Source organism: Methylobacterium sp. Leaf456, assembly GCF_001425465.1.
In the GTDB taxonomy this organism is placed as follows: Bacteria; Pseudomonadota; Alphaproteobacteria; order Rhizobiales; family Beijerinckiaceae; genus Methylobacterium.
On the sequence record NZ_LMQV01000023.1, the window covers coordinates 250,896 to 269,177 of the forward strand.

An 18,282-nucleotide genomic window follows, 5' to 3' on the forward strand; every position below is an offset into this window, starting at 1 on the left:
CGCGGCGCTGAGGTGGCGCGATGAGCGACCTTATCCCCATCATCGCCCGCGCCCCGAAGGGCGACGACCTGTCCGTGCAATGGGCAGCGACCCCGAACTTCGCAGCCGGGAACAAACAGTTCTTCGACCCTCATCCGCGCTGCCTCATCCAGGTCCGCCCACTGTTAAAGGCGGACCTCGCGTCGAACGGCGCCGGCCGGGAGGCGAACGCCATCCTCTGGATTCGAGGCGAGCAGGGCGGCACCGACCTCGCCTATTACGTCCGCATCCCCACTCACCTCCGCAAGAATAACCGTGCCGGGATCATGTGCGGGATCAAATGCGTGCGGCGCTTCGATCGCGAGCTCGGCCGCGATGCGCTTGCAGTGGCCTCCCGCACTCGCTGGCCCAAGCCGGAGCACCGCGCATGGACAGCCTGACCGAACTCCAGAACCTCGACGGCAAGTGCCTCGCCAAGCGGATCGGGCTCAACGAGGCCGGCGAAGTTGTGACGCAACCCTATGAGCGGGGCGCCTACCGCTTCCGCGCCGTGGAGCACCACGTCTTGTCGATCTATGATCTGGCCTCAACGCTGGACCGGATCGGCGCCTGTCCTGGCTCCTGCGTCATCCGCGGAAAGCCCCTGTATCCCGAGTTGCTCTCAGTTCGGCGGCTCAAGACCCTCTTCAAGAACGTGCCGCGGCGGTGGGTGCTGCTCGACTGCGACGGGATCGCGTACCCGCCCGGCCTCGATTGGCGATGCGATCCCGAGGCCGCGGTGCGGTTCGTCGTCAGCCTTCTGCCGGCCGCGTTTCACGCGGTCACATGCTGGTGGGCATTCTCGGCAAGCCAAGGCTTCAAGGAAGGCCTGCGCCTACGGCTAGCCTTCTGGCTGGATCGGCCGGTGTTCGGCGACGAACTTACGCTTTGGCTCGCCGAACGGAGACCGGAGCACGACAAGCCGCGGAGGAACTGGCAGCCGGTGTCCCCGGTCGATCCTGTGGTGTTCCGCACCGTGCAGCCGATTTACGTCGCGAGACCGATTCTCGGACCGGGTGTCGTCGATCCGGTGCCGCGCCGCTCCGGGCTTCTCGTCGGCAGCCGCGATGCCGTCTCGGTGCCGACGCCGATCGAAGCTCGGTATTCGGCCATGGCTGCCAAGGTCGCGAAACCGGCGACCGGCAAGGCGTCGGCCATTCCGCGCGAAGTTGTGACAGCACCCTATGGGCCAGAGGGCAGCGGCTACGCCTATCACCTCGACAGTCTTGGCGATGGGCCGGGCGGGGCCGGCTTTCACGCGGCGTTGCTGTCGGCTGCCGGTGCGTGGGTCGCCGCGCACGGGCCGGACGCGAGCACGGCCGAAGTTCAGGCCGAGATGGCTGCCGCCGCTCGCGCCGCGCATCGAGACCCGGCGAAGCATTCCGCCGAGGACGTCGAGCAGCGCATCGCCGGCCTGCCCGCGATGTTCGAGTGGGTCCAGGGCGAGGAACGGAGGCGACGAGCGCGGCAGCTCGCGCCGGGCCAGCTCTGCGCAGCACCTGACCCGCTGCCGACGATGAGTCGCTCGGAAGCGTCCTCGGCTCTTGAATCGGCGACGCGCGACGCGATGGCGCTGGCGCTCGCCGCTGTCGAACGACGCCGCACCCATGGCCCGATGCATCGATTTCTGGAGCCGTTCGAACGCCTCGGCGACCCTCAGACCGGGATCAAGGCTACTGCCGGCCTCGGCAAGTCTACGGCCATTTGCCGACATATATCCAAGGCTACCTTGGCCGATCCGACCTTGCGGATTGTCGTAGCTGCGCCGACGCAAGCTCTTGTGTCCGAATGGGCGCAGGCCCTCAACCTCGAAGCTGGCAGGACGATCGCCAAGCCCTGGCTCGGAACCGGGCAGCCTAACCCAACCCGGCCGGAACAGCGCGCATGCCGGAAGCACGACCTCGTCGCAGTGGTGCAAGCGACCGGCGGCGCGATCCGGGATGTCTGCGGCGGGCCTGATCGCGGGTGGTGCGGCCACAATCCCAACATGCCGGGTCAGCGGCCGGAAAATGCGTGCTGCTACCGTCGGCAGTTCGACCGGCAAATTCCGGTCTGGATCGTCACGCATGCGCAGCTGGCGCACGCTGCCCCCCCGCCCTTTCACACGGCCGAGCGGAAGCGCGCCAGCGCCGCGTGCGATCTGCTCATCATCGACGAAGCCCCGTGGCTATCACTGTACGGCGGCTTCGACGCTCGGGCCACGAAGGTGCTCGTCCCCGACCTGGTCGACCCGTTGCGTTGGTTCGACGGCAGCAGCTCGGCGCGCGATGAGTATGGCGCGATCAGCCGCCGGTTGATCGCCGGCTTGCAGGGGCAGGCTGGCCTTCTGAAGCGACAGGAGCTGCTCGACGCGGGCCTGACACCCTCGCTCGCACGCAAGGCGGTATCCCTCGCTCAAGCCGGTAGGCGGCGCATCGTGGTCCGTCACGATCTTCCAGCCGACGAGGCCGCGGCTGCCGCTCGGATCGTGAGCGAGCGCCGCGGCGCGGCACCTCTCGTCGTCCGGTTCTGGCAACTGGTCGCTGACCTCCTGTCCGGGCCCAACGAAATCGCGCCCTGGACGCTGTACCTGTGGCCGGAGGGCGATGGGCCGGCTGCGGTGCAGTTGCGCTGGAAAGAGGAGTTGCACCCCGATTGGGCCGGCGGGCCTGTCATCTATCTCGATGCGACGCTCATCCCCGAGGTCGCTCGCCAGTGGCTGCCGCGGCTCCAGGTCGTAGCGGACATTCAGGCAGCCGAGACGGAGGGCGTGCGCCGGATCGCGATCACGGATCGCAAGAACGGTAAGAGCAGCCTCGTCGGCGCTCCCGGCGACGGGGCGGACGAAGCTGAGCACGACCGGCGCGCCAACAAGCGTGACCGATACCTTCGCCTCTTTGAGGTTCTGGCCTTCCGCAACCGCGGACGCGGCCGTCGGGGCGGGCCGGACGTCGCGATCGGCACCTATCAGGACATCGAGAACGAGTTTCGGTCGCGCTTGCCGGCCAATGTGGAGGTCGGACACTTTAACGCCATGCGGGGCTCGAACCGATGGGGCGCCGCCGGGGTGATGGCCGTGTTTGGCCGACCCGAGGCATCACCGCGCCACGTCGAGCAGCTCGCCTCCGTCGCCTCGGGTCAGCTCGTTCCGGCGATCAGCGGCTGGTACCCGACCACGGAAGGCATCTTGACCATGCGCGACGGTACCGGCCGCGCCGTCAGCGCCTACGCTCACCCCAACCCGCTGGCCGAAGCATTCCGCCAACAGGTCGTGACGGAGGTTCTGCAGATGGAAGCACGTGGGCGCGCGATTCGCCGGACGGGGCAGCACGACCGCCTCGACTCCTACTTGCTAACGAGCACGCCGACCGGTCTGCTGATCGACGAGGTCGTGACGGAAGACGAACTGCTTGCCAGGGCCGACACGATCGCCTTGTTGGCGGCGCGGGGCGTCGTTCCTGATCACTCCGGCGACGCGGCGGCGTGCCTGCCGGACCTGTTCGGCGACAGCCGCGATCCGGCCGCCGCTTTCCGCAAGCGCCAGGAGCGCGAGGGCGTCAGCCTCGCCGACCTGTTCGAACACGACTGGCAGCCTCCGGGGCTCGGGGCGCGAAGTTGTGACGTTTCCCTAAGAGTATCTATTAGGGATCGGTCACAACTTCGCGGCGGCCCCATTCCGAGGGTTCTGGACGGCATCCTGCCGGAAGGGCTGGCAGGATTCGACAGCTACCGGTACCGGCCCGAGAGCCGGAGGACCGGGAGCTTGGCGCTCATCGATGCCGCATTCCATCCTGACCCGGAGGCCGCTCTGTCCGTGCGTACCGGGCCGCTGGCTATCTTCGGACGCGCACCGCGGCCGCCTTGGCTCGCCGAAATCCATAGCATCTTCGATCCGGCCGAGCGCTCGCCCGTTCCCGCCGGTGCCGACATTCTGACCCGTCTCCAGCCGGCCGCCTCGACCTTTGCGACCATCCTCGGGACCGGGGCGCACCAACCATCCGCCATCCTGCCGCTCGCCGACGAGCTTTACCGTATTGGCACGACGAGGATGCGGGTTCATCGCTTCTGCCGGGCCGATCACGGCTCGGACCTATGGCTTCGTCAGCGCTCGGGCGCGTCTTGGCCGCCGCGGGCCGAGCCGATCGTCGTCGAGGCGAAACCGGCCGCCGTGCCGACCGTGTCGGGGCCTGAACTCGCCCGCGAACTCGGGAAGCCTGCTCGTGCCTACATGGCGGGTGCCACGTTCAAGAGGCTGCAGCGCGAGCACGGGACCGAACAGGCTCTCGTTCTCTGTCTGGTCTCGAAGCATGGTCGTGAGGCGGTGCTGGCCGCCGCACAGCGGTGCTTCGCTCGTCGGGGCGGGTGACGGATTGCACGATTTTTTGCACACTGTACAAACCTGTCATCGCGGCGGAAGCAGGTTTGTCCCGATGCCTCTGAAATCAGGCGCTCTCACGCGCCAGGAAAAGCAGTTCGTCCACGCCATGACGCGCACCAACAATCCGACGGAGGCGGCTCGGATGGCCGGCTACACGCAACCATCATCCCGCGGCGGCGACCTGATGCGCCGGCCGGAAGTCGTCGCGCGCGTCCAGGCGGAGGTGCAACACGTCCTGCAGACGCGCGGCGCCGAGGTGGGCGTGCGCGTCCTCATCGAGATCGCGGAGGGAGAGAAGTTCACAGGGCCGGCGCGCGCCATGGCGGCGCGTGAGCTGGTCAAGCTGTCGGGCGTCGGCAGCAGAACGGAAGACGACAGCCGGCCGCTGCACATGCTGTCCGCCGCCGAGCTGCACGCCAAGGCGTTGAAGGCGCAGGCGTGGCTCGACGAGCTGGAGCGCAACACCATCGAGCACGAGCCTGCACCCTCCCCGACGGAGGGGGGAGGGTTTTTCGACTAGGCCTGATGCGGCGGGCTTTGAAGAACCCGTGGCGCATTTGGCACAGAGGGTCGAACTATCGCGGAGCACGTCTTGCGCCTGGAACTCGGCCTCCAGCGTAGCCGTTCCACGCCTTCGGAGTACCGTCGCGAATTGACAGGCAGCCAATGCCCACGTTCACCTTCAAGGCGGCTCGCCACGCGCCGGACGGAAGCTTCGGCCCTGCCATTCTTGAGCGGCCTGTAGAGGCCAGAGACCTGCGGGCCGCCGTCGATATCGTGAAGGCCGCGAATTTCGATATGGCCAGCGTCGGGGCCGACGTGATTTTCCTGGAAGGCCTCGGCGGGCTGCCGCTCTGGAGCACCGCAGCGCGTCAGCCGGACTGAGCCGGTGGGCGACTTGGGAGCGATCGGCGCCTTCAGGCTGCTTTGGCGCCCACCGTCCACCTCGCCAGCGCCGCCTCTGCCTCCGCCGGGTTTTCCTTGATTCGATAGACCGTCTGACGGGTCAGCCCCGTGGCCGCTGCGATCGCAGAAACGCCCACGCCTTCCGACAACGCCGTCTGGACGTCCTCCAACTGCTCGCGGCTGAAGCTCGGCCTGCGACCACGATAGGCGTCTTCGCGCCCCTTGGCGTGGTCGATGCCGGCGCGCTGCGCTTCCTTCGTCGCCTCGGCCTGAGCTTGAGCGGTTGCGGCCAAGAAGCCGATGAGCGCATCGCGCACGGCCATCTGCACCGGGTCGGTGGTTGCGCCGTCGAAGACCATGTTGTTGATGACGGTGCGAACGACGACACCCCGACGCATGAACTCGCGGATCGTCTCGGTCACGTCCGCATAGTTGCGCCCGAGACGGTCCACCCAACGGACGACCAGCACGTCACCGCGGCGGAGCATATCGAACAGCCGCCTTCCCTGCGGACGCTCGGCCAACACAGTCGACACGCCCGACACGCCATCGTCGACCACGACCTCATCGACCTTGAAGCCCGCGGCTTCGGCCTGCTTGCGCTGGTGTGCGCTCGTCTGGTCGGCAGTTGAGACGCGGGCGTAGAGAACGGTCTGAGACATGGCTTGGCGTCCGGTAGGTTGGTGTCCGTAAGCTTGACCGTCCGAATGCCAAAGTCAACCCTTACGGACACTTCTCTGAATGCCTTTCGAGCTGTACGCAAGGGTATACCCATGCGGACGCCGCCTTCGACCCGGAACGGCTGTTGCATTGCGTCAAAGGCGGATGAGCCAAGCAGGCAGATACGGTCATGCTCGGGATCATTGAGGGTCTGCGCCAGTGGTCAGCAAGCTGTCGGGACGACAATCTCGCGGATCAGATCTGCCTCATCGGTCGTGACGGTGCGCCGAGCGCCCGCTGGTCGACGAAAATCCACGTCCGGTCATCGACCCTGACCGGCGGCACTCCGGTCTCAACAATGAAATCGCGCAGGGGGCGCCCGATCCACGGCTTGAACTGGTCACGGATGGCGTCGTCGGTCGTCCGGCAGCCACAGAGCGCGGCGAGAGCGAGGAAAAGGGCGATCCGGAGCATGGGGGTAGGATGACAGGCGCATCCGCACCCGCCAAGGTCGAACTTCGAAATGGAGACTATCCTTGCTTGGAGGATTCAGCCGCCTCGACGGGGGCGGGAGGGGCAAGGCGGCACCTAGCCGCCCGGTGCCCGGCCCCACCCTGCCGGTACACCTTGAACGCGCTGGCGGAGACGGCGCCGGCCGCCCGTACAAAAATTTGGTCCGGAAAACGAAGCGGACAAGTTGTCCGGACAGCCGGTGCGGCTCGACGGCGTGTAACCCGCACATCGAGAGATGCGCATGATAGCGGCACGATGATCTCGCGTAGCCGAAGGTTCGCCCCTTTGGCGGGGGGCTGCTTTCGACCCCATGCGGATCTTCGACGGAAACGGATCAAAGGTCCGCAACGGGTGTGCAATGGCGAAATCGAGCCGGAAACGAAGAGCCCGGCCGCGGTGGTGCCGGGCGACGTAATGATCATAAGGATTTGGGCGTGACTACTGGCTGAGCAGGAGCCGCCCGGAGACCGGGCCGACGCCCTTGGGCACCGGCACGCTGTTGCCGGAGTAGTTCGCGTTGAGATACAGGTTCGGCCCTTCGTAAAGGTTGATCTGGCGCGCCACGACGACGGTATAGGCCGACATGTCGGCGACCGGCCGCTGCGAGTCGATCACGAGGCGCCCGTGCGGCAGGTGGATCGTGCCAAGCATGGTGCGGGCGTTGTCGCTGATGATGCGGTAGATCCGCATCGGCTGGGTCGGCGTCACCAGCGGCGGCGGGGTCGGCGCGATGGTGTCGCCGAGCAGGGTATCGACGAGGCCGACCGGGTCGATCGGTGAGGACACAGAGGCATCCTCCGACATCAACAGCCCGGCCATTGGTCCGGTGGTGGGCGCTGCAAGGCTGATTGTGGTCTTCTTGTCGAACAGCAGGCCGGAATTGTTGCCGGTGAAGAACAGACCGACATCGTTCCCTGTCAGCGATGCCTCCTTGTCGACGATCAACGGTCCGTCCTTGAACACGTAGATGCCGGGGTTCATCGTCACAACGGCCTTCTTGGTGACCTTCAGCCCGCCGCAATAGGTGCCGGGGTTGATAGTCGTATTGCTCGCGATGACATTGGTGCCCTTGCTTGGCCCGGTCACGGCATCCAGCTTTGCTAAGATCGATGCAAGCAGCGTGCATTGCCTGATCTGCGGCGTCGGGCGGTCGCGCAGCGGGTCGGTAATCACCGGGCAGCCGGTCTGCGGGTTGGGCGTGAAGTTGGCGCTCTGATTCTCGAAGCCGCCCACCGAGCAGATGGTCTGGGCCCGCGCCATCGAGGCGTTGCGGCCGACCATGCCGGACTTGTCCGAGGAGTTGGAATAGAGCGCGCAATCGTAGGCCGTCACCTGCGCCTTCTGCTGCACGGCGAAGGCGCCGGCGGCGACCGGGTCGAGGGCGAGCATGCACAGGCGCATTTTGCCGACCACGCTGGCCTTGGCCTGCGCCGAGATCGCCATCGTGCCCAGCCCCACGAAGGGGCCGAACATCAGCTTGACGGTCTGCTCCGCCCGCGCCGTGACGCTGGTCTTGTCGCTGCCCACGCTCACCTGGATCGCGACCGGCGAGGCCGGGCTCGCCTTGGCCTCGGTCTGGATGGTCTGCGTCGTCAGACCGACGATAGAGTCGGTGTTTGACACCACCAGCTTGAGGGCGTTGCCGCCGGCCATGACTCCGGCATCGACAGCGGCCTGGAGATGGCTGCGGGACGAGACGAGGCGGGCGTAATCAAATGCCCCACCGACCATGCCAACGAGGGCGGTGGCTGATACGCCGAAGACGACGGCGACTGATCCCTGATCCGCCCCGCGTAGGCGCCAGACAGCACGTAGCCATCCGAGCGTCCTGCTGCCGGTGAGACCCGTTCGAGCAGCCATGGCGACCATCAACTCCGCTGCCCCCTAAGCCCGTGGTCTAGACCGGATGGCCTAACGGAAAGACTATGGTTCGGGACAACACCCTATCAACGCGGCCGACTTCTCACCGTGATGAACGTTGCGTAAAACTAGATCGTGGTTCGATCGACTGCGCCGATCCCTGCGCGCGAGCCTGTGTCTGTCAGTTGTCGACCCATAGAGGGCATTCGCTTGATCGTCTGAGGCAACAAACAACATTGCCGCACCGCCAGATAGCTTTCGCCTTGCTCGTGAACCCGAGGGCGGATGAGGCGGCTCACGTCCGTCGCTTCGGCTTCGAAGCCAAGCCTAAAGTGACGTTCACGGGCATTCCGCGCTGCAGGCGGGCGATCATCACCCGTCGCACGATCAGCGCGTGACCGGTCAGCGGCTCCGGCTTCGGTTCGCGATACCGGCCTTTCTTGATCCGCTTCTCGCGGGCCGCCGCAGCCTTCAGCTCCGCGTCGAGCTTTTGGAACGCGACGAGGTCACGTTCGAGGATGAGTACCGGCCGACCGGGAATGAAGGCCAGACGTCCAGCATGTCGGAGCTTTTTCACTTTCGAAACGGAGCAGCCGAGCCGCTCCGCCGCCTCCGCCTCGGTGAGGATGGCGGTAGGGCCCTCAGCCATTTAGGTGAGCCGTCATGAGTTTGTCCGACGCTGCGTCCAAACCGTCGCGCGTCCCGATGAGCGAAGCGAACAACCGCTCTCGCTTATCATAGTCGCTTTTCTCAAGTTCTTGCATATCATCTAGAATGCTTAATGCGACATCGATCATCCGGGCATAATAATGTAGCTTCATATCCAAGGTTATTTCGTGAGTTTTCATCTTTTGGCCTCCAGGTCGGCTTGTCCGGCCAGTCAGCCATTTATTGCTTAAGTGGTCAATAATCATAGAGCAAAAAAATTTACTCCACGGGGTTTGTGCTGTCCTCGTTGTGGGACGATACGTCCTCCGTTGATTACCCTCGCGAATCAAATCTATTTAGTATCAAGTCAACGCTGTCCTGCTTTCAGGACTGCGCGTTTCAACGGTGCGTCAGCACGCCGCGGCTTGAATCGGGGTGTTTGCGTCCCGGCCGACGAGCATGTGGCTGCCCGCCCCCACACCCCTCCGGTACACCCTTCGCGCTCAGGCGAAACCGTTGCTGATTTCGTGGACAAAATGGCCGTCCGGAAATCGAAGCGGACAACTTGTCCAGATCTACAACGTCTCACCTCATTTATTGACAACGTCCTGTGACAGACAGCAAAAGCACAGCAGAAACATTGACTACATCCTTGGCGAAGTGTAAACTTACGCTCGAATACCTCCAGTTTGGCCGATATGGGCACGAACCCCTCACCCTTCGACGACCACGCGCTGTTGGCCCTGCAGTATGCTGAGCAGGCCCTTTGCCGCGAAACGACGCATGACTTCGTGTTCGCGCTGGAACTGGCGGTCGAGAGCGTTCGCCGCGGCCTCGACAGCAGCACCCTCGACAAGGCGCGCTGTAGCGAGCTGTCCAGCCTGTTCCTGAGTGTCGGCGCCATGGCCCCCACGCTCCTGCCGAACGACTTCGACCGCGAGCTGATCGAAGCTGCGTTCGCTGCGATCCAGCAGCTTCTCACGCTCTGGAAGACGCCGCCCGATCGACGACTCGCGACTCCCACGGATCGCGCATTCGATCCTCACGCCTGCGTCCGCCGGTTCAACGACGACCTGAAGCGGTTGCGGAAGGCGCATGCGGCGGTGGGGCTCCGCCTGATCGACGCACAGCGTGCCGCGGCGCTGGCCCGACACGACGAGGAGAGCGGGAAGGTCGTCATCCCTTGGCCCGAGCAGGGAACGAAGCGGCGCCGGTGCCCCGCCGATCCGATCATCGCCCAAGAGGTCTTGAAGCACTTCGCAGCGGCGGCAGACGCGGACGACGTCGAGAGCGTCGCGCAGGCCGTCTCATTGGCATTCCGTGCCCTGGAGCGCGGCCATCACAGCGGACAGATCACGCCGACCCTGCGGACCCGGCTGATGCGGGCTCTGTTCCTCGCGGAAGAAAGGGCGCAGCGAACCCTTCCCGAGATGCTCTACCTCGACCGGGCACAGCACGCCTTCATCGCGGCCTTCGCTCTGATCCTTCAGTGGACGCACCCGCCCGGTTCGCGAGCGCGGCAGGAGGTGTCTTCCGAAGCGTCGAGGCTCGTCGTCCGCCACGTCGGGAATGAACTCGACAGCCTCTGCATCGAGGCTGAGCTGCACAGGCTCGTCCCGCCGTCGGCGAGGGCCGGCGCCGGGTCCGTCGATCACGCAACCGAGGAGACCGCGAGCCGTGGCTAAGAAGGGCGCATCGAACAAGGCCGCCGATCAGGCAGCCGCCGACGAGCAGGCGCGGCAGGCCCGGATTCGCCAGGGCACGACCGACATCAACAAGACCTTCGGACAGTTCGACGACCCGTATTTCGAAAAGCAGCGGTCGAACTATCTCGGCTTCGCGCTCCCGCAGCTCGACGATCAGTACGGCGAAGCTCAGAAGCAGCTCACGTTCGCCCTGGCGCGGGACGGCAACACCTACTCATCCGCGGCTGCGGAACAGCGGGCCCGGCTGCAGAAGACCTACGACCAGAACAAGCTCACGATCTCCGACCAGGGGCAGAACTACGCCAATCAGGCGCGCTCGAACGTCGAGGACGCGCGCGGCAACCTGGTCGCCTCGCTCAACGCCACGGGCGACGCGACGCAGGCTGCGAACTCTGCGGTCGCGCGCTCCGCGGCGCTGGCGCAGCCGCAGGGGTACAGCGCGATCGGCGACATGTTTGGCGCGTTCGGAACGGCTTTCGCCACGCAGGCCGCTAACGAGCGGGCCGCGGCGCTGTCGGGCGGGGCCTACAAGGCGCCCTACAACACCGGGCTGTTCGGCGGGCGCGGCGCGGTCAAGAACACGGCGTGAGCTGGCGCGCTCGCACCGATGACGCCCACTGTGGCCGACGCCTCCGTTGCTGCCGCTTTCGTTCGGGGTGAGAGCGACGTCACGCAGACTTCCGTTCGCCGGGTGCGGGCTGCGCGACACCATGCGTGTACCCGGAGAAGTGTGCGATGGGTGACGGGCGGCCCATCAGGTAGCCTTGGGCAGCGTGGCACTGCTCAGCAACGAGGAAACTGAGCTCTGCTTCGGTCTCGACGCCCTCGGCCAGTACCGGCAGACCTAGGCCGCGACCCAGGCCGAGCACGGAACGCACAATCGCCGCTGTTTGCTCGTTGCTGTCGACCGACCGCACAAACGAACTATCGATCTTGATTTTGTCGAAGGGGAACGAGCGTAAGTTTGACAGCGACGAGTATCCCGTACCAAAGTCGTCCATGGCAATGCTCAGGCCAAGTGCCTTAAGCTGCCGCAGCGTGAGCAACGCTCGATTCGGATCGCGGATCAGTGCAGTCTCCGTTACCTCGATCTCAAGGCGGCTTGGCGACAGACCTGTCTGAAGCAGTATCTCGTGCGCAAGCCTGACGAAATGGGGACTGTGAATCTGCACCGCTGATACATTGACCGCGACCGACAGTGGCTGGGACCATTTTGCCGCCTCGCGGCAGGCTTCCCGCAGCACCCATTCGCCTATTTGCAGGATGATTTCGCTTTCCTCGGCGATGGGAATGAATACCGCTGGCGAGACGTAGCCACGCTTCGGGTGCTTCCAGCGCAGCAGCACTTCGAACCCAGTCACCTCGCCGCCGCCGACACGGGTTTGCGGCTGGTAGTAGAGTTCCATCTCGCCGCGCGCCACTGCATGGCGCAGGTCGTGTTCAAGCGCGCGCCGCTCACGCACCTCCGCGCCCATCGTGGCCTCGAAGAAGCGGTAGGTGCCACGCCCCCCGGCTTTCGCCCGGTAAAGCGCGGTGTCGGCGTCGTTCAGAAGCGACGCCCGCTCATCAGCGTTGTCCGGGTAGAGAGCGATACCGATGCTGGTCGCGATCTGTGGGCGGCCGTCGTCCGTGCATCCGGTGCGCAAGGCCTCTAGGATGCGCTCAGCAAGGCGACCAGCTTCGGAGGGACGGTCGCAGGGCATCAGGATAGCGAATTCGTCGCCGCCCAGCCGTGCCACCATTAGGCCGTCGGCGAGTTCACCCGAGATGATTCGAGCCACGTTCTGCAGCATGGCGTCGCCGGCCGCGTGGCCGAACAGATCGTTGACCTCTTTGAAGCGATCGAGGTCGAGGCAGAGCACCGCGAGCTTGCGGCGCCCCGCATGAGCGATTCGCATCTCCTGTTCGAGCCGTTCGCCGAAGCTAGCGCGGTTGGCGAGTCCAGTGAGCGGGTCGTGATGGGCCAGGAAGTGAATCTGGCGTTCGGCCTGACGGCGAGCCCGCAGGTCACGCACAGCGACGGCGAAGTGTGGACGGCCGGCATGTTCGACCGGCTGCATGATAACCTCGACAGGAAATTTGCCCCCGCTCGCCTGCTGCAACTCGGCCTCAACGAGCTGCTCGGATTGGTCGGCTACGGCGGGCATGATCACCTCATTCGGCAGGAACGCCGCCAGAGACATGCCTGCGAGCGCTTCCTGGGGAATGCCGACGAGCTTGGCAAAACTTCGGTTCGCGCTGACGATGATGTCCCCAGTGCAGACGACGAGGCCTTCAACCGCCGCGTTAGCGAGACTGCGCAGGCGCTCGTCTTCTATCGTGGCCCGGTGCCTGTCCCTCACGGCCAGCGCCATGGCGGCACCGGACAGCAGCAGGATCGCGAAGCTAGCGAGCGCGACTGCGACGGCTAGCCATGCGTTCGGAACAGCGGCCTCGGAAACAGTGAGCGTCGGGTCTGGCGAGATGGTGACGGCGCCCATCGCCGTGAAGTGATGGCCGCAGATGGCGAGTAGCAACAGGAACGCGGCGAGCAGTTGGCGCACATAGCCACGAGCGCCGACCTGCGCCGCCAGCGCCGCGCCCCCAAGAAGGCTGCCGAGGCAGAGTGAGGCGGCGACAGCGGCCAGGTCCCACCCCTTGTGGCCGGCAACGGCGTATGCAGCCATGCCGGTATAATGCATCGCCGCGATGCCGAATCCCAAGATGGCACCTCCGGCCCATGCCGCTCCCCTACCGTCCACGAGCACCGCGAGCGAGAGGCCGGAGCCAACCAGCGTGATGGCGATGACGAGCGACAGGCCAGTGAGCGCGACTTCGTAGCCGCTCGGCACGCCCGGCGCGAAGGCTAGCATGGCGATAAAATGGGTTGCCCAGATGCCAGACCCGCCAGCGACCGCCGCTAGGGATAGCCAGCCAGTTTGTACCCAGTTCCCTGCCCGGCGCGCGTGGCTGAGGAGGCAGACTGTTGTCACAGCGGACAGGGCGCAGATTCCGGCCGCCAGCGCGACAAGCCGGAAGTCGTGGGCTTCGACGAGACAACCGACAACGGTGAGCATACACGTGCCTTGGGGAGTTTCAGAGCCCCAAGGTGGACGGCATCCATGTAGGCCAACTTAATGGCACGCAATCAGCCTGTGAATTGATGGCGTGAAGCCGGAGGCGGCATACACCCTGTCAGGTCTCGGCCAACGCTCAAGAATGAGGTGAATGTCGGCAGGGATCAGCAGGAGTAAGACCTTCGCGCGGTCATGGCGGCCTTGCAGCGCCCGGCGGCGCCGCAGGCTGTGGGCGACCAGATCGACGTGTTCCGCGCGGCCGGCACGCTCAAGCCGCAGGGCAGTCTCACCGAATTCAACGCGCAGTACCGGGCGGAGGTCGGCGGCGAGACGCTGCCGCAGCAGGCGCTGACGGCTCTGCGCACCGGCGGGCGCTCGCTCCTGGCAAATGCCGGCGACGCGACCCGCCGGGCCTATCTCGGCCGAAACAACGCGACGCTCGCGGACATCCATCGCCCCCAACAGCGTCGAACGGATTCGACGCCTCGTCGAGCGCGGCGCCGAGACGCCCATGGCCGATGCGGCGCTTCGGTCGCTGCTGCAAGAGCGTGGCGGCGGTGCGGAAGCGCGGTGAGGCATCGGTTGGCTACACCTCTGCACCACGAATTGTCCACATTAACCAACACAGACCCCACCTCAGCTTGTCAGAAGCTCCTATTGTCAATTTTGTCCGACGAGCAATCGAATATTAATTGCGAAATTGACATCTTATTTCAGTGCTGCTGTAATTGCAAATTCGAATTATAAGCCCTGGTCCCGCGGCGCCGTAAGGGCGCTATATCTGCAACAATGCAAAGAATGTTAGGCAGATACGTCTTGCACCGGAATGGCTATTGATTTCATAAATTGTTCCCCAACGGCCTGCGAAATAATGCGGCGCCCGTGGAAAGATGCAACTTAGGGAGCGATCCGATGGTTGATTTCGTGTGTTACGGCAGCGGCGACGCTCGCGCCCTGGACTTGTACGATTTCGCGAGAGGCCCGGCGCTCTTCTTTGATCAGACCGCAACATCGTTCAAAGTCGCTTACGGAGACGGCAACGTCACCGAATTCGAAGGGTACGGCTTCAGCTACGATCCTTCGACGGGTGCGCCAATCTCAGGGACGACGACCTACGGTCTGCGCTCCGTCAATGGGGAGCCGTTCGGGCTGATCACCGGGATCAGCATCACGATGGAGCAGGCCGCGGCCTACATCGCGATGAACGACCCTCAGGCGGTCAACCGAGACGTCTTTAAGGGCAACGACCGGATCACCGGCTCCGTCTTCGACGACTATCTCGATGGTTGGGGTGGAGCGGATCGCCTCTACGGCGGCGCGGGCAATGACACTTACATCATCGACAATGTCGGCGATCGTGTCATCGAGGCGGCCAACAACGGCATCGATACCATCCAGAGCAGCGTCAGCTACACCCTGTCGGCCAATGTCGAGAAGATCGTGCTGACCGGCTCGGGAAGCATCAACGCAACCGGCAACGATGCGGCCAATACGCTCACCGGCAACGCCGGTGCCAACTTGCTCGACGGCGGAGCCGGGGCCGACACGATGATCGGGGGCGCGGGCTCCGACACCTATTACGTCGACAACATCAGCGATCGGGCGGTCGAAACCAACGGCGCCGTCGGCACCGATCTCGTCGTTGCCTCCGTCTCGTTCTCCCTCGGTGGCTCCGAACTGGAGAACCTCACCCTGACGGGAACGGCCAACATCAACGGCACCGGGAATTCCATCGCCAACGTGCTGACCGGCAATGCCGGAGCCAACATCCTGAACGGTCTCGGCGGCGCCGACAGAATGATCGGCGGTTCGGGCTCGGACACCTACTATGTCGACAATGCCGGCGACAAAGCCGTCGAGACCAACGGCGCCGTCGGCACCGATCTCGTCGTCGCGTCCGTGTCCTATTCGCTCGGTGGCTCGGAATTGGAGAACCTCACGCTCACCGGCTCGGGCAGCCTCAACGGCACCGGCAACTCGATCGCCAACGTCCTGACGGGGAACGCCGGCGCCAATATCCTGAATGGATTGGGAGGCAGCGACACGCTCGCCGGCTTAGGCGGCAGCGATACTTTCGTGTTCTCTACGGCGCTCGCAGCGACCAACGTCGATCGCCTCTCCGACTTCTCGGCGACCGACGACACGATGCAACTGTCGAGAAGCGTCTTTTCCGTCCTCGCGGCCGGCTCGCTCGACGCTGCCGCCTTCAAGGACCTGAGCGTGTCCGGCGCCACCGTCGATGCCGACGACCGCATCCTCTACGATAAGGCAACGGGCGCTCTGTCCTACGATGCCGACGGCAACGGATCGAAGGCGGCGGTGCAGTTCGCGGTGCTCGACAACAAGGCAGCGCTGACGGCGGCTGATTTCTTCGTCGTATGAAACGGTGGGGCGGCCGTCCGGCCGCCCTTACGCTCGCGCAACCGGTAGCTCCTCCACCCGCGTCGTGTAGCGCGGTGTGCGCATCTCGAACTTCGTCGCCCAGCCGCGTCGCTGCCGTTCCAGGCCGGCCCGCGCCGGCACCACGGCGCCACGCCCCCAGCGCGCGTTGCAGGCGTCGAGGGCGCCCATCAGGCTTACCGAACGCTCGCGGTCGAGCTGGCCGATCAGCGCGCGCTGCGAGTCCGCCAGCGGCACGAGGTCGGTCGTGACGATGCCGGCCTTCGAGTAGCGCCAGGGCGGATCGGGCTGCTCGCGCCATGTGCGGGCCACGCCATGCAGGGCGGCCGGGATCAGCGCCAGCGTGTCGTTGGTCGCCTCGGGCAGTGTCACCAACGTCGAGACCGAGCGCATCGGCTCGCCGCGGTCGTGCTCGCTCGTGTGGTAGAAGACCGTCACCTGAGAGGTCGCCAGCCCCTCCCGTCGCAGCTTCTCGCCAAGCCGTGTCGCATGGGCGGCAACCGCCTGCTCCAGTTCGGCCCGCGCCGTCACCCGGCCGGAGAACGAGCGCGTTACCGCGCAGCCCTTGCGGCGCGCCGGCACGAGGTCGAGCCCGAGGCAGGACACGCCGCGCAGCTCGTGGATCATCCGCTCGCCCACGACGGTGAGCGCCTTGCGCACCGGCCGCGGGTCGATGTCCCGCAGGTCCGCCACGGTGTCGATTCCAAGCGCTTCGAGCTTCACCAGCGAGGCCCGGCCGACGCCCCATAACTCGCCGACATGGATGCGGCAGAGCCAGTGCTCGTAGGCCGCCGGGTCGGTCAGGTCGCACACCCCGTCGAGTTCGGGCACGCTCTTGGCGATGTGGTTGGCGAGCTTGGCGAGCGTCTTCGTCGGCCCCAGCCCGACGCAGGTCGGGATGCCGGTCCAGGCCCTCACCGTCGCGCGGATGTCGCGAGCGAGCGCGACGCGGTCGCGGCGGGTGAAGCCGGTGAGGTCGAGGAAGCTCTCATCGATGGAGTAGACCTCCACCTCGGGCGTGGCGTCGCGGTAGATCGCGTTGATGCGCGCCGACATGTCCCCGTAGAGCGTGTAGTTCGACGAGAACACGCGCACGCCTTGGCGCTGGCACATCTCGCGGATCGTGAAGTAGGGCGCGCCCATCTTGATCCCGAGCGCCTTGGCCTCCGCCGTGCGCGCGATGGCGCAGCCATCGTTGTTCGACAGCACGATTACCGGCACGCGGGCGAGCTTGGGGTCGAACACGCGCTCGCACGAGCAGTAGAACGAGTTGCCGTCGATCAGCGCGATGGCGCGCCCGCCACCGATCCGGTCGCGCAGCCGCGCCGCCGGCCCGCTCACCGGGACAGCCCGGCCCTGGCGACATGCCAGCGGATGGTAAAGCGGACGACACCCCAGATCTCGGCCTCGGCAAGTTCCTGAAGCGCGTAGACGGGCAGGTCGGTGTTGTCGAAGGCGAGCCGCGTGCAGTTGCCCTCGACCACCATGCGCTTGATCGACATCTCGCCGTCGACGGCCGCGACGACGATGCTGCCGTGGCCGGGCGTTAGGCTGCGATCGACACAGGCGAGGTCGCCGTCGTGAATGCCGGCGTCGCGCATGCTGAACCCGGCGATGCGCCACAGGAAGGTGGCCGGCGGGTTCGGCACGAGCCAGCGCGGCAGCTCGATCGCCTGCTCTTGGAAGTCGTCGGCAGGCGACGGGAATCCAGCGCACAGCGCCTGTCCCATGACGGGCACGCGCACAGTCGCGGCGCCGTCCGCGGGCAGCTCCTCGACGTGGAAAAGGCTCGCGGCGCTCATGGCGTACCGACCCGGCCGCGCACGAAGCCGTGGGAGACGACGCGCCGGGCTGCCGCTACCCGCTCCTCGGCCGCGTCGAGGTCGGCCAGCGCATCGCTGATCGCCGCGACGAGTGCGGCCTGATCGTCGCCGCGGTGCGCAGCGCGGTAGGCTTGCGCGATCGCTTCGGCTTCGCCGCGCCGAGCATCCTGCCCGGCCGGCAGATCGTCGCGCAGCATCGTCCTACGCCCGCTGATCGCGTGCATCGAGCCTTCCAATCCGATAGAACGTATCAGGAACAAACCCGATCGACGGGCGCGGTTCAACGACGATCGGAGCGGGGCCGAAATGGCGTGGGGAGCGCTGTGAACGCGGAG

17 protein-coding genes are annotated in these 18,282 nt (G+C 65.6%); 8 read left to right on the forward strand and 9 right to left on the reverse strand.

Annotated elements, in window-relative coordinates; translation table 11 throughout:
* Positions 1-20 precede the first annotated feature (20 nt).
* From ASG52_RS14755 to ASG52_RS14770, 4 genes are all read left to right on the forward strand, one after another.
* Positions 21-419, forward strand: a complete 399-nt coding sequence (locus tag ASG52_RS14755; protein ID WP_056244471.1) for a hypothetical protein — start codon at positions 21-23, stop codon at positions 417-419.
* Positions 407-4,363 (forward strand): hypothetical protein, encoded by a 3,957-nt coding sequence (locus tag ASG52_RS14760; protein WP_056244474.1) that lies wholly within the window; start codon positions 407-409, stop codon positions 4,361-4,363. The genes ASG52_RS14755 and ASG52_RS14760 overlap by 13 nt, the downstream gene beginning before the upstream one ends.
* A gap of 64 nt (positions 4,364-4,427) precedes the next feature.
* A complete protein-coding gene (locus tag ASG52_RS14765) occupies positions 4,428-4,895 on the forward strand; it encodes a terminase small subunit (RefSeq protein ID WP_056244475.1) in 468 nt (155 codons plus the stop codon).
* A 146-nt stretch (positions 4,896-5,041) separates the two neighbouring features.
* Complete coding sequence (locus ASG52_RS14770) at positions 5,042-5,260, forward strand: hypothetical protein (protein ID WP_056244478.1); 219 nt, start codon at positions 5,042-5,044, stop codon at positions 5,258-5,260.
* A gap of 32 nt (positions 5,261-5,292) precedes the next feature.
* Here ASG52_RS14770 and ASG52_RS14775 read toward each other — a convergent pair whose 3' ends face one another.
* From ASG52_RS14775 to ASG52_RS14795, 5 genes are all read right to left on the reverse strand, one after another.
* Positions 5,293-5,943 carry a recombinase family protein gene (locus ASG52_RS14775; RefSeq protein WP_056244481.1) on the reverse strand — a complete coding sequence of 217 codons (651 nt, stop codon included), beginning with the start codon at positions 5,941-5,943 and terminating at the stop codon, positions 5,293-5,295.
* A gap of 253 nt (positions 5,944-6,196) precedes the next feature.
* Positions 6,197-6,415: a hypothetical protein gene (locus tag ASG52_RS14780; RefSeq protein ID WP_056244482.1), complete on the reverse strand. Its 219-nt coding sequence runs from the start codon at positions 6,413-6,415 to the stop codon at positions 6,197-6,199.
* 477 nt (positions 6,416-6,892) lie between these two features.
* Entirely contained in the window at positions 6,893-8,314 is a 1,422-nt protein-coding gene (locus tag ASG52_RS14785; RefSeq protein WP_156383970.1) for a TadE/TadG family type IV pilus assembly protein, read from the reverse strand.
* Positions 8,315-8,609: 295 nt separating this feature from the next.
* Entirely contained in the window at positions 8,610-8,963 is a 354-nt protein-coding gene (locus ASG52_RS14790) for a helix-turn-helix domain-containing protein (protein ID WP_056244486.1), read from the reverse strand.
* Positions 8,956-9,162, reverse strand: a complete 207-nt coding sequence (locus ASG52_RS14795; RefSeq protein WP_156383971.1) for a hypothetical protein — start codon at positions 9,160-9,162, stop codon at positions 8,956-8,958. The genes ASG52_RS14790 and ASG52_RS14795 overlap by 8 nt, the downstream gene beginning before the upstream one ends.
* A 489-nt stretch (positions 9,163-9,651) precedes the next feature.
* On the opposite strand from ASG52_RS14795, the gene ASG52_RS14800 reads away from it, so the two are divergent.
* Together ASG52_RS14800 and ASG52_RS14805 are read left to right on the forward strand one after the other, a co-directional pair.
* Complete coding sequence (locus ASG52_RS14800) at positions 9,652-10,647, forward strand: hypothetical protein (protein WP_156383972.1); 996 nt, start codon at positions 9,652-9,654, stop codon at positions 10,645-10,647.
* On the forward strand, positions 10,640-11,257 hold the full coding sequence (locus ASG52_RS14805) for a hypothetical protein (protein WP_056244493.1): 618 nt from the start codon (positions 10,640-10,642) through the stop codon (positions 11,255-11,257). The genes ASG52_RS14800 and ASG52_RS14805 overlap by 8 nt, the downstream gene beginning before the upstream one ends.
* A gap of 79 nt (positions 11,258-11,336) precedes the next feature.
* Here ASG52_RS14805 and ASG52_RS14810 read toward each other — a convergent pair whose 3' ends face one another.
* On the reverse strand, positions 11,337-13,724 hold the full coding sequence (locus ASG52_RS14810; RefSeq protein ID WP_056244496.1) for an EAL domain-containing protein: 2,388 nt from the start codon (positions 13,722-13,724) through the stop codon (positions 11,337-11,339).
* Between the two features lie 192 nt (positions 13,725-13,916).
* Between ASG52_RS14810 and ASG52_RS27255 the strand changes: the two genes are divergently transcribed.
* Both ASG52_RS27255 and ASG52_RS14820 read left to right on the forward strand, forming a co-directional pair.
* Positions 13,917-14,471: a hypothetical protein gene (locus ASG52_RS27255; protein ID WP_156383973.1), complete on the forward strand. Its 555-nt coding sequence runs from the start codon at positions 13,917-13,919 to the stop codon at positions 14,469-14,471.
* A 165-nt stretch (positions 14,472-14,636) separates the two neighbouring features.
* Positions 14,637-16,106, forward strand: a complete 1,470-nt coding sequence (locus ASG52_RS14820; protein WP_056244501.1) for a calcium-binding protein — start codon at positions 14,637-14,639, stop codon at positions 16,104-16,106.
* Between the two features lie 27 nt (positions 16,107-16,133).
* On the opposite strand, the gene ASG52_RS14825 is transcribed toward ASG52_RS14820, so the two are convergent.
* Genes ASG52_RS14825 through ASG52_RS14835 form a run of 3 tightly spaced genes read right to left on the reverse strand, consistent with a single transcriptional unit; the run spans position 16,134 to position 18,171 of the window.
* On the reverse strand, positions 16,134-17,465 hold the full coding sequence (locus tag ASG52_RS14825) for a Y-family DNA polymerase (RefSeq protein ID WP_056244502.1): 1,332 nt from the start codon (positions 17,463-17,465) through the stop codon (positions 16,134-16,136).
* Positions 17,462-17,926 carry a LexA family protein gene (locus ASG52_RS14830; RefSeq protein WP_056244504.1) on the reverse strand — a complete coding sequence of 155 codons (465 nt, stop codon included), beginning with the start codon at positions 17,924-17,926 and terminating at the stop codon, positions 17,462-17,464. Before ASG52_RS14830 ends, ASG52_RS14825 begins: the two co-directional genes overlap by 4 nt.
* Positions 17,923-18,171 (reverse strand): hypothetical protein, encoded by a 249-nt coding sequence (locus ASG52_RS14835; protein ID WP_286159053.1) that lies wholly within the window; start codon positions 18,169-18,171, stop codon positions 17,923-17,925. The genes ASG52_RS14830 and ASG52_RS14835 overlap by 4 nt, the downstream gene beginning before the upstream one ends.
* Positions 18,172-18,282: the final 111 nt, after the last annotated feature.

Excerpts from the sequence above, each read along its gene's own strand:
- ASG52_RS14760 (WP_056244474.1), top strand. The coding sequence starts at position 407 with ATGGACAGCCTGACCGAACTCCAGAACCTCGACGGCAAGTGCCTCGCC.
- ASG52_RS14770 (WP_056244478.1), top strand. The coding sequence starts at position 5,042 with ATGCCCACGTTCACCTTCAAGGCGGCTCGCCACGCGCCGGACGGAAGC.
- ASG52_RS14780 (WP_056244482.1), bottom strand. The coding sequence starts at position 6,415 with ATGCTCCGGATCGCCCTTTTCCTCGCTCTCGCCGCGCTCTGTGGCTGC.
- ASG52_RS14830 (WP_056244504.1), bottom strand. The coding sequence starts at position 17,926 with ATGAGCGCCGCGAGCCTTTTCCACGTCGAGGAGCTGCCCGCGGACGGC.
- ASG52_RS14820 (WP_056244501.1), top strand. The coding sequence starts at position 14,637 with ATGGTTGATTTCGTGTGTTACGGCAGCGGCGACGCTCGCGCCCTGGAC.
- ASG52_RS27255 (WP_156383973.1), top strand. The coding sequence starts at position 13,917 with ATGGCGGCCTTGCAGCGCCCGGCGGCGCCGCAGGCTGTGGGCGACCAG.
- ASG52_RS14755 (WP_056244471.1), top strand. The coding sequence starts at position 21 with ATGAGCGACCTTATCCCCATCATCGCCCGCGCCCCGAAGGGCGACGAC.
- ASG52_RS14810 (WP_056244496.1), bottom strand. The coding sequence starts at position 13,724 with ATGCTCACCGTTGTCGGTTGTCTCGTCGAAGCCCACGACTTCCGGCTT.
- ASG52_RS14785 (WP_156383970.1), bottom strand. The coding sequence starts at position 8,314 with ATGGCTGCTCGAACGGGTCTCACCGGCAGCAGGACGCTCGGATGGCTA.
- ASG52_RS14795 (WP_156383971.1), bottom strand. The coding sequence starts at position 9,162 with ATGAAAACTCACGAAATAACCTTGGATATGAAGCTACATTATTATGCC.
- ASG52_RS14775 (WP_056244481.1), bottom strand. The coding sequence starts at position 5,943 with ATGTCTCAGACCGTTCTCTACGCCCGCGTCTCAACTGCCGACCAGACG.
- ASG52_RS14790 (WP_056244486.1), bottom strand. The coding sequence starts at position 8,963 with ATGGCTGAGGGCCCTACCGCCATCCTCACCGAGGCGGAGGCGGCGGAG.
- ASG52_RS14835 (WP_286159053.1), bottom strand. The coding sequence starts at position 18,171 with ATGCACGCGATCAGCGGGCGTAGGACGATGCTGCGCGACGATCTGCCG.
- ASG52_RS14765 (WP_056244475.1), top strand. The coding sequence starts at position 4,428 with ATGCCTCTGAAATCAGGCGCTCTCACGCGCCAGGAAAAGCAGTTCGTC.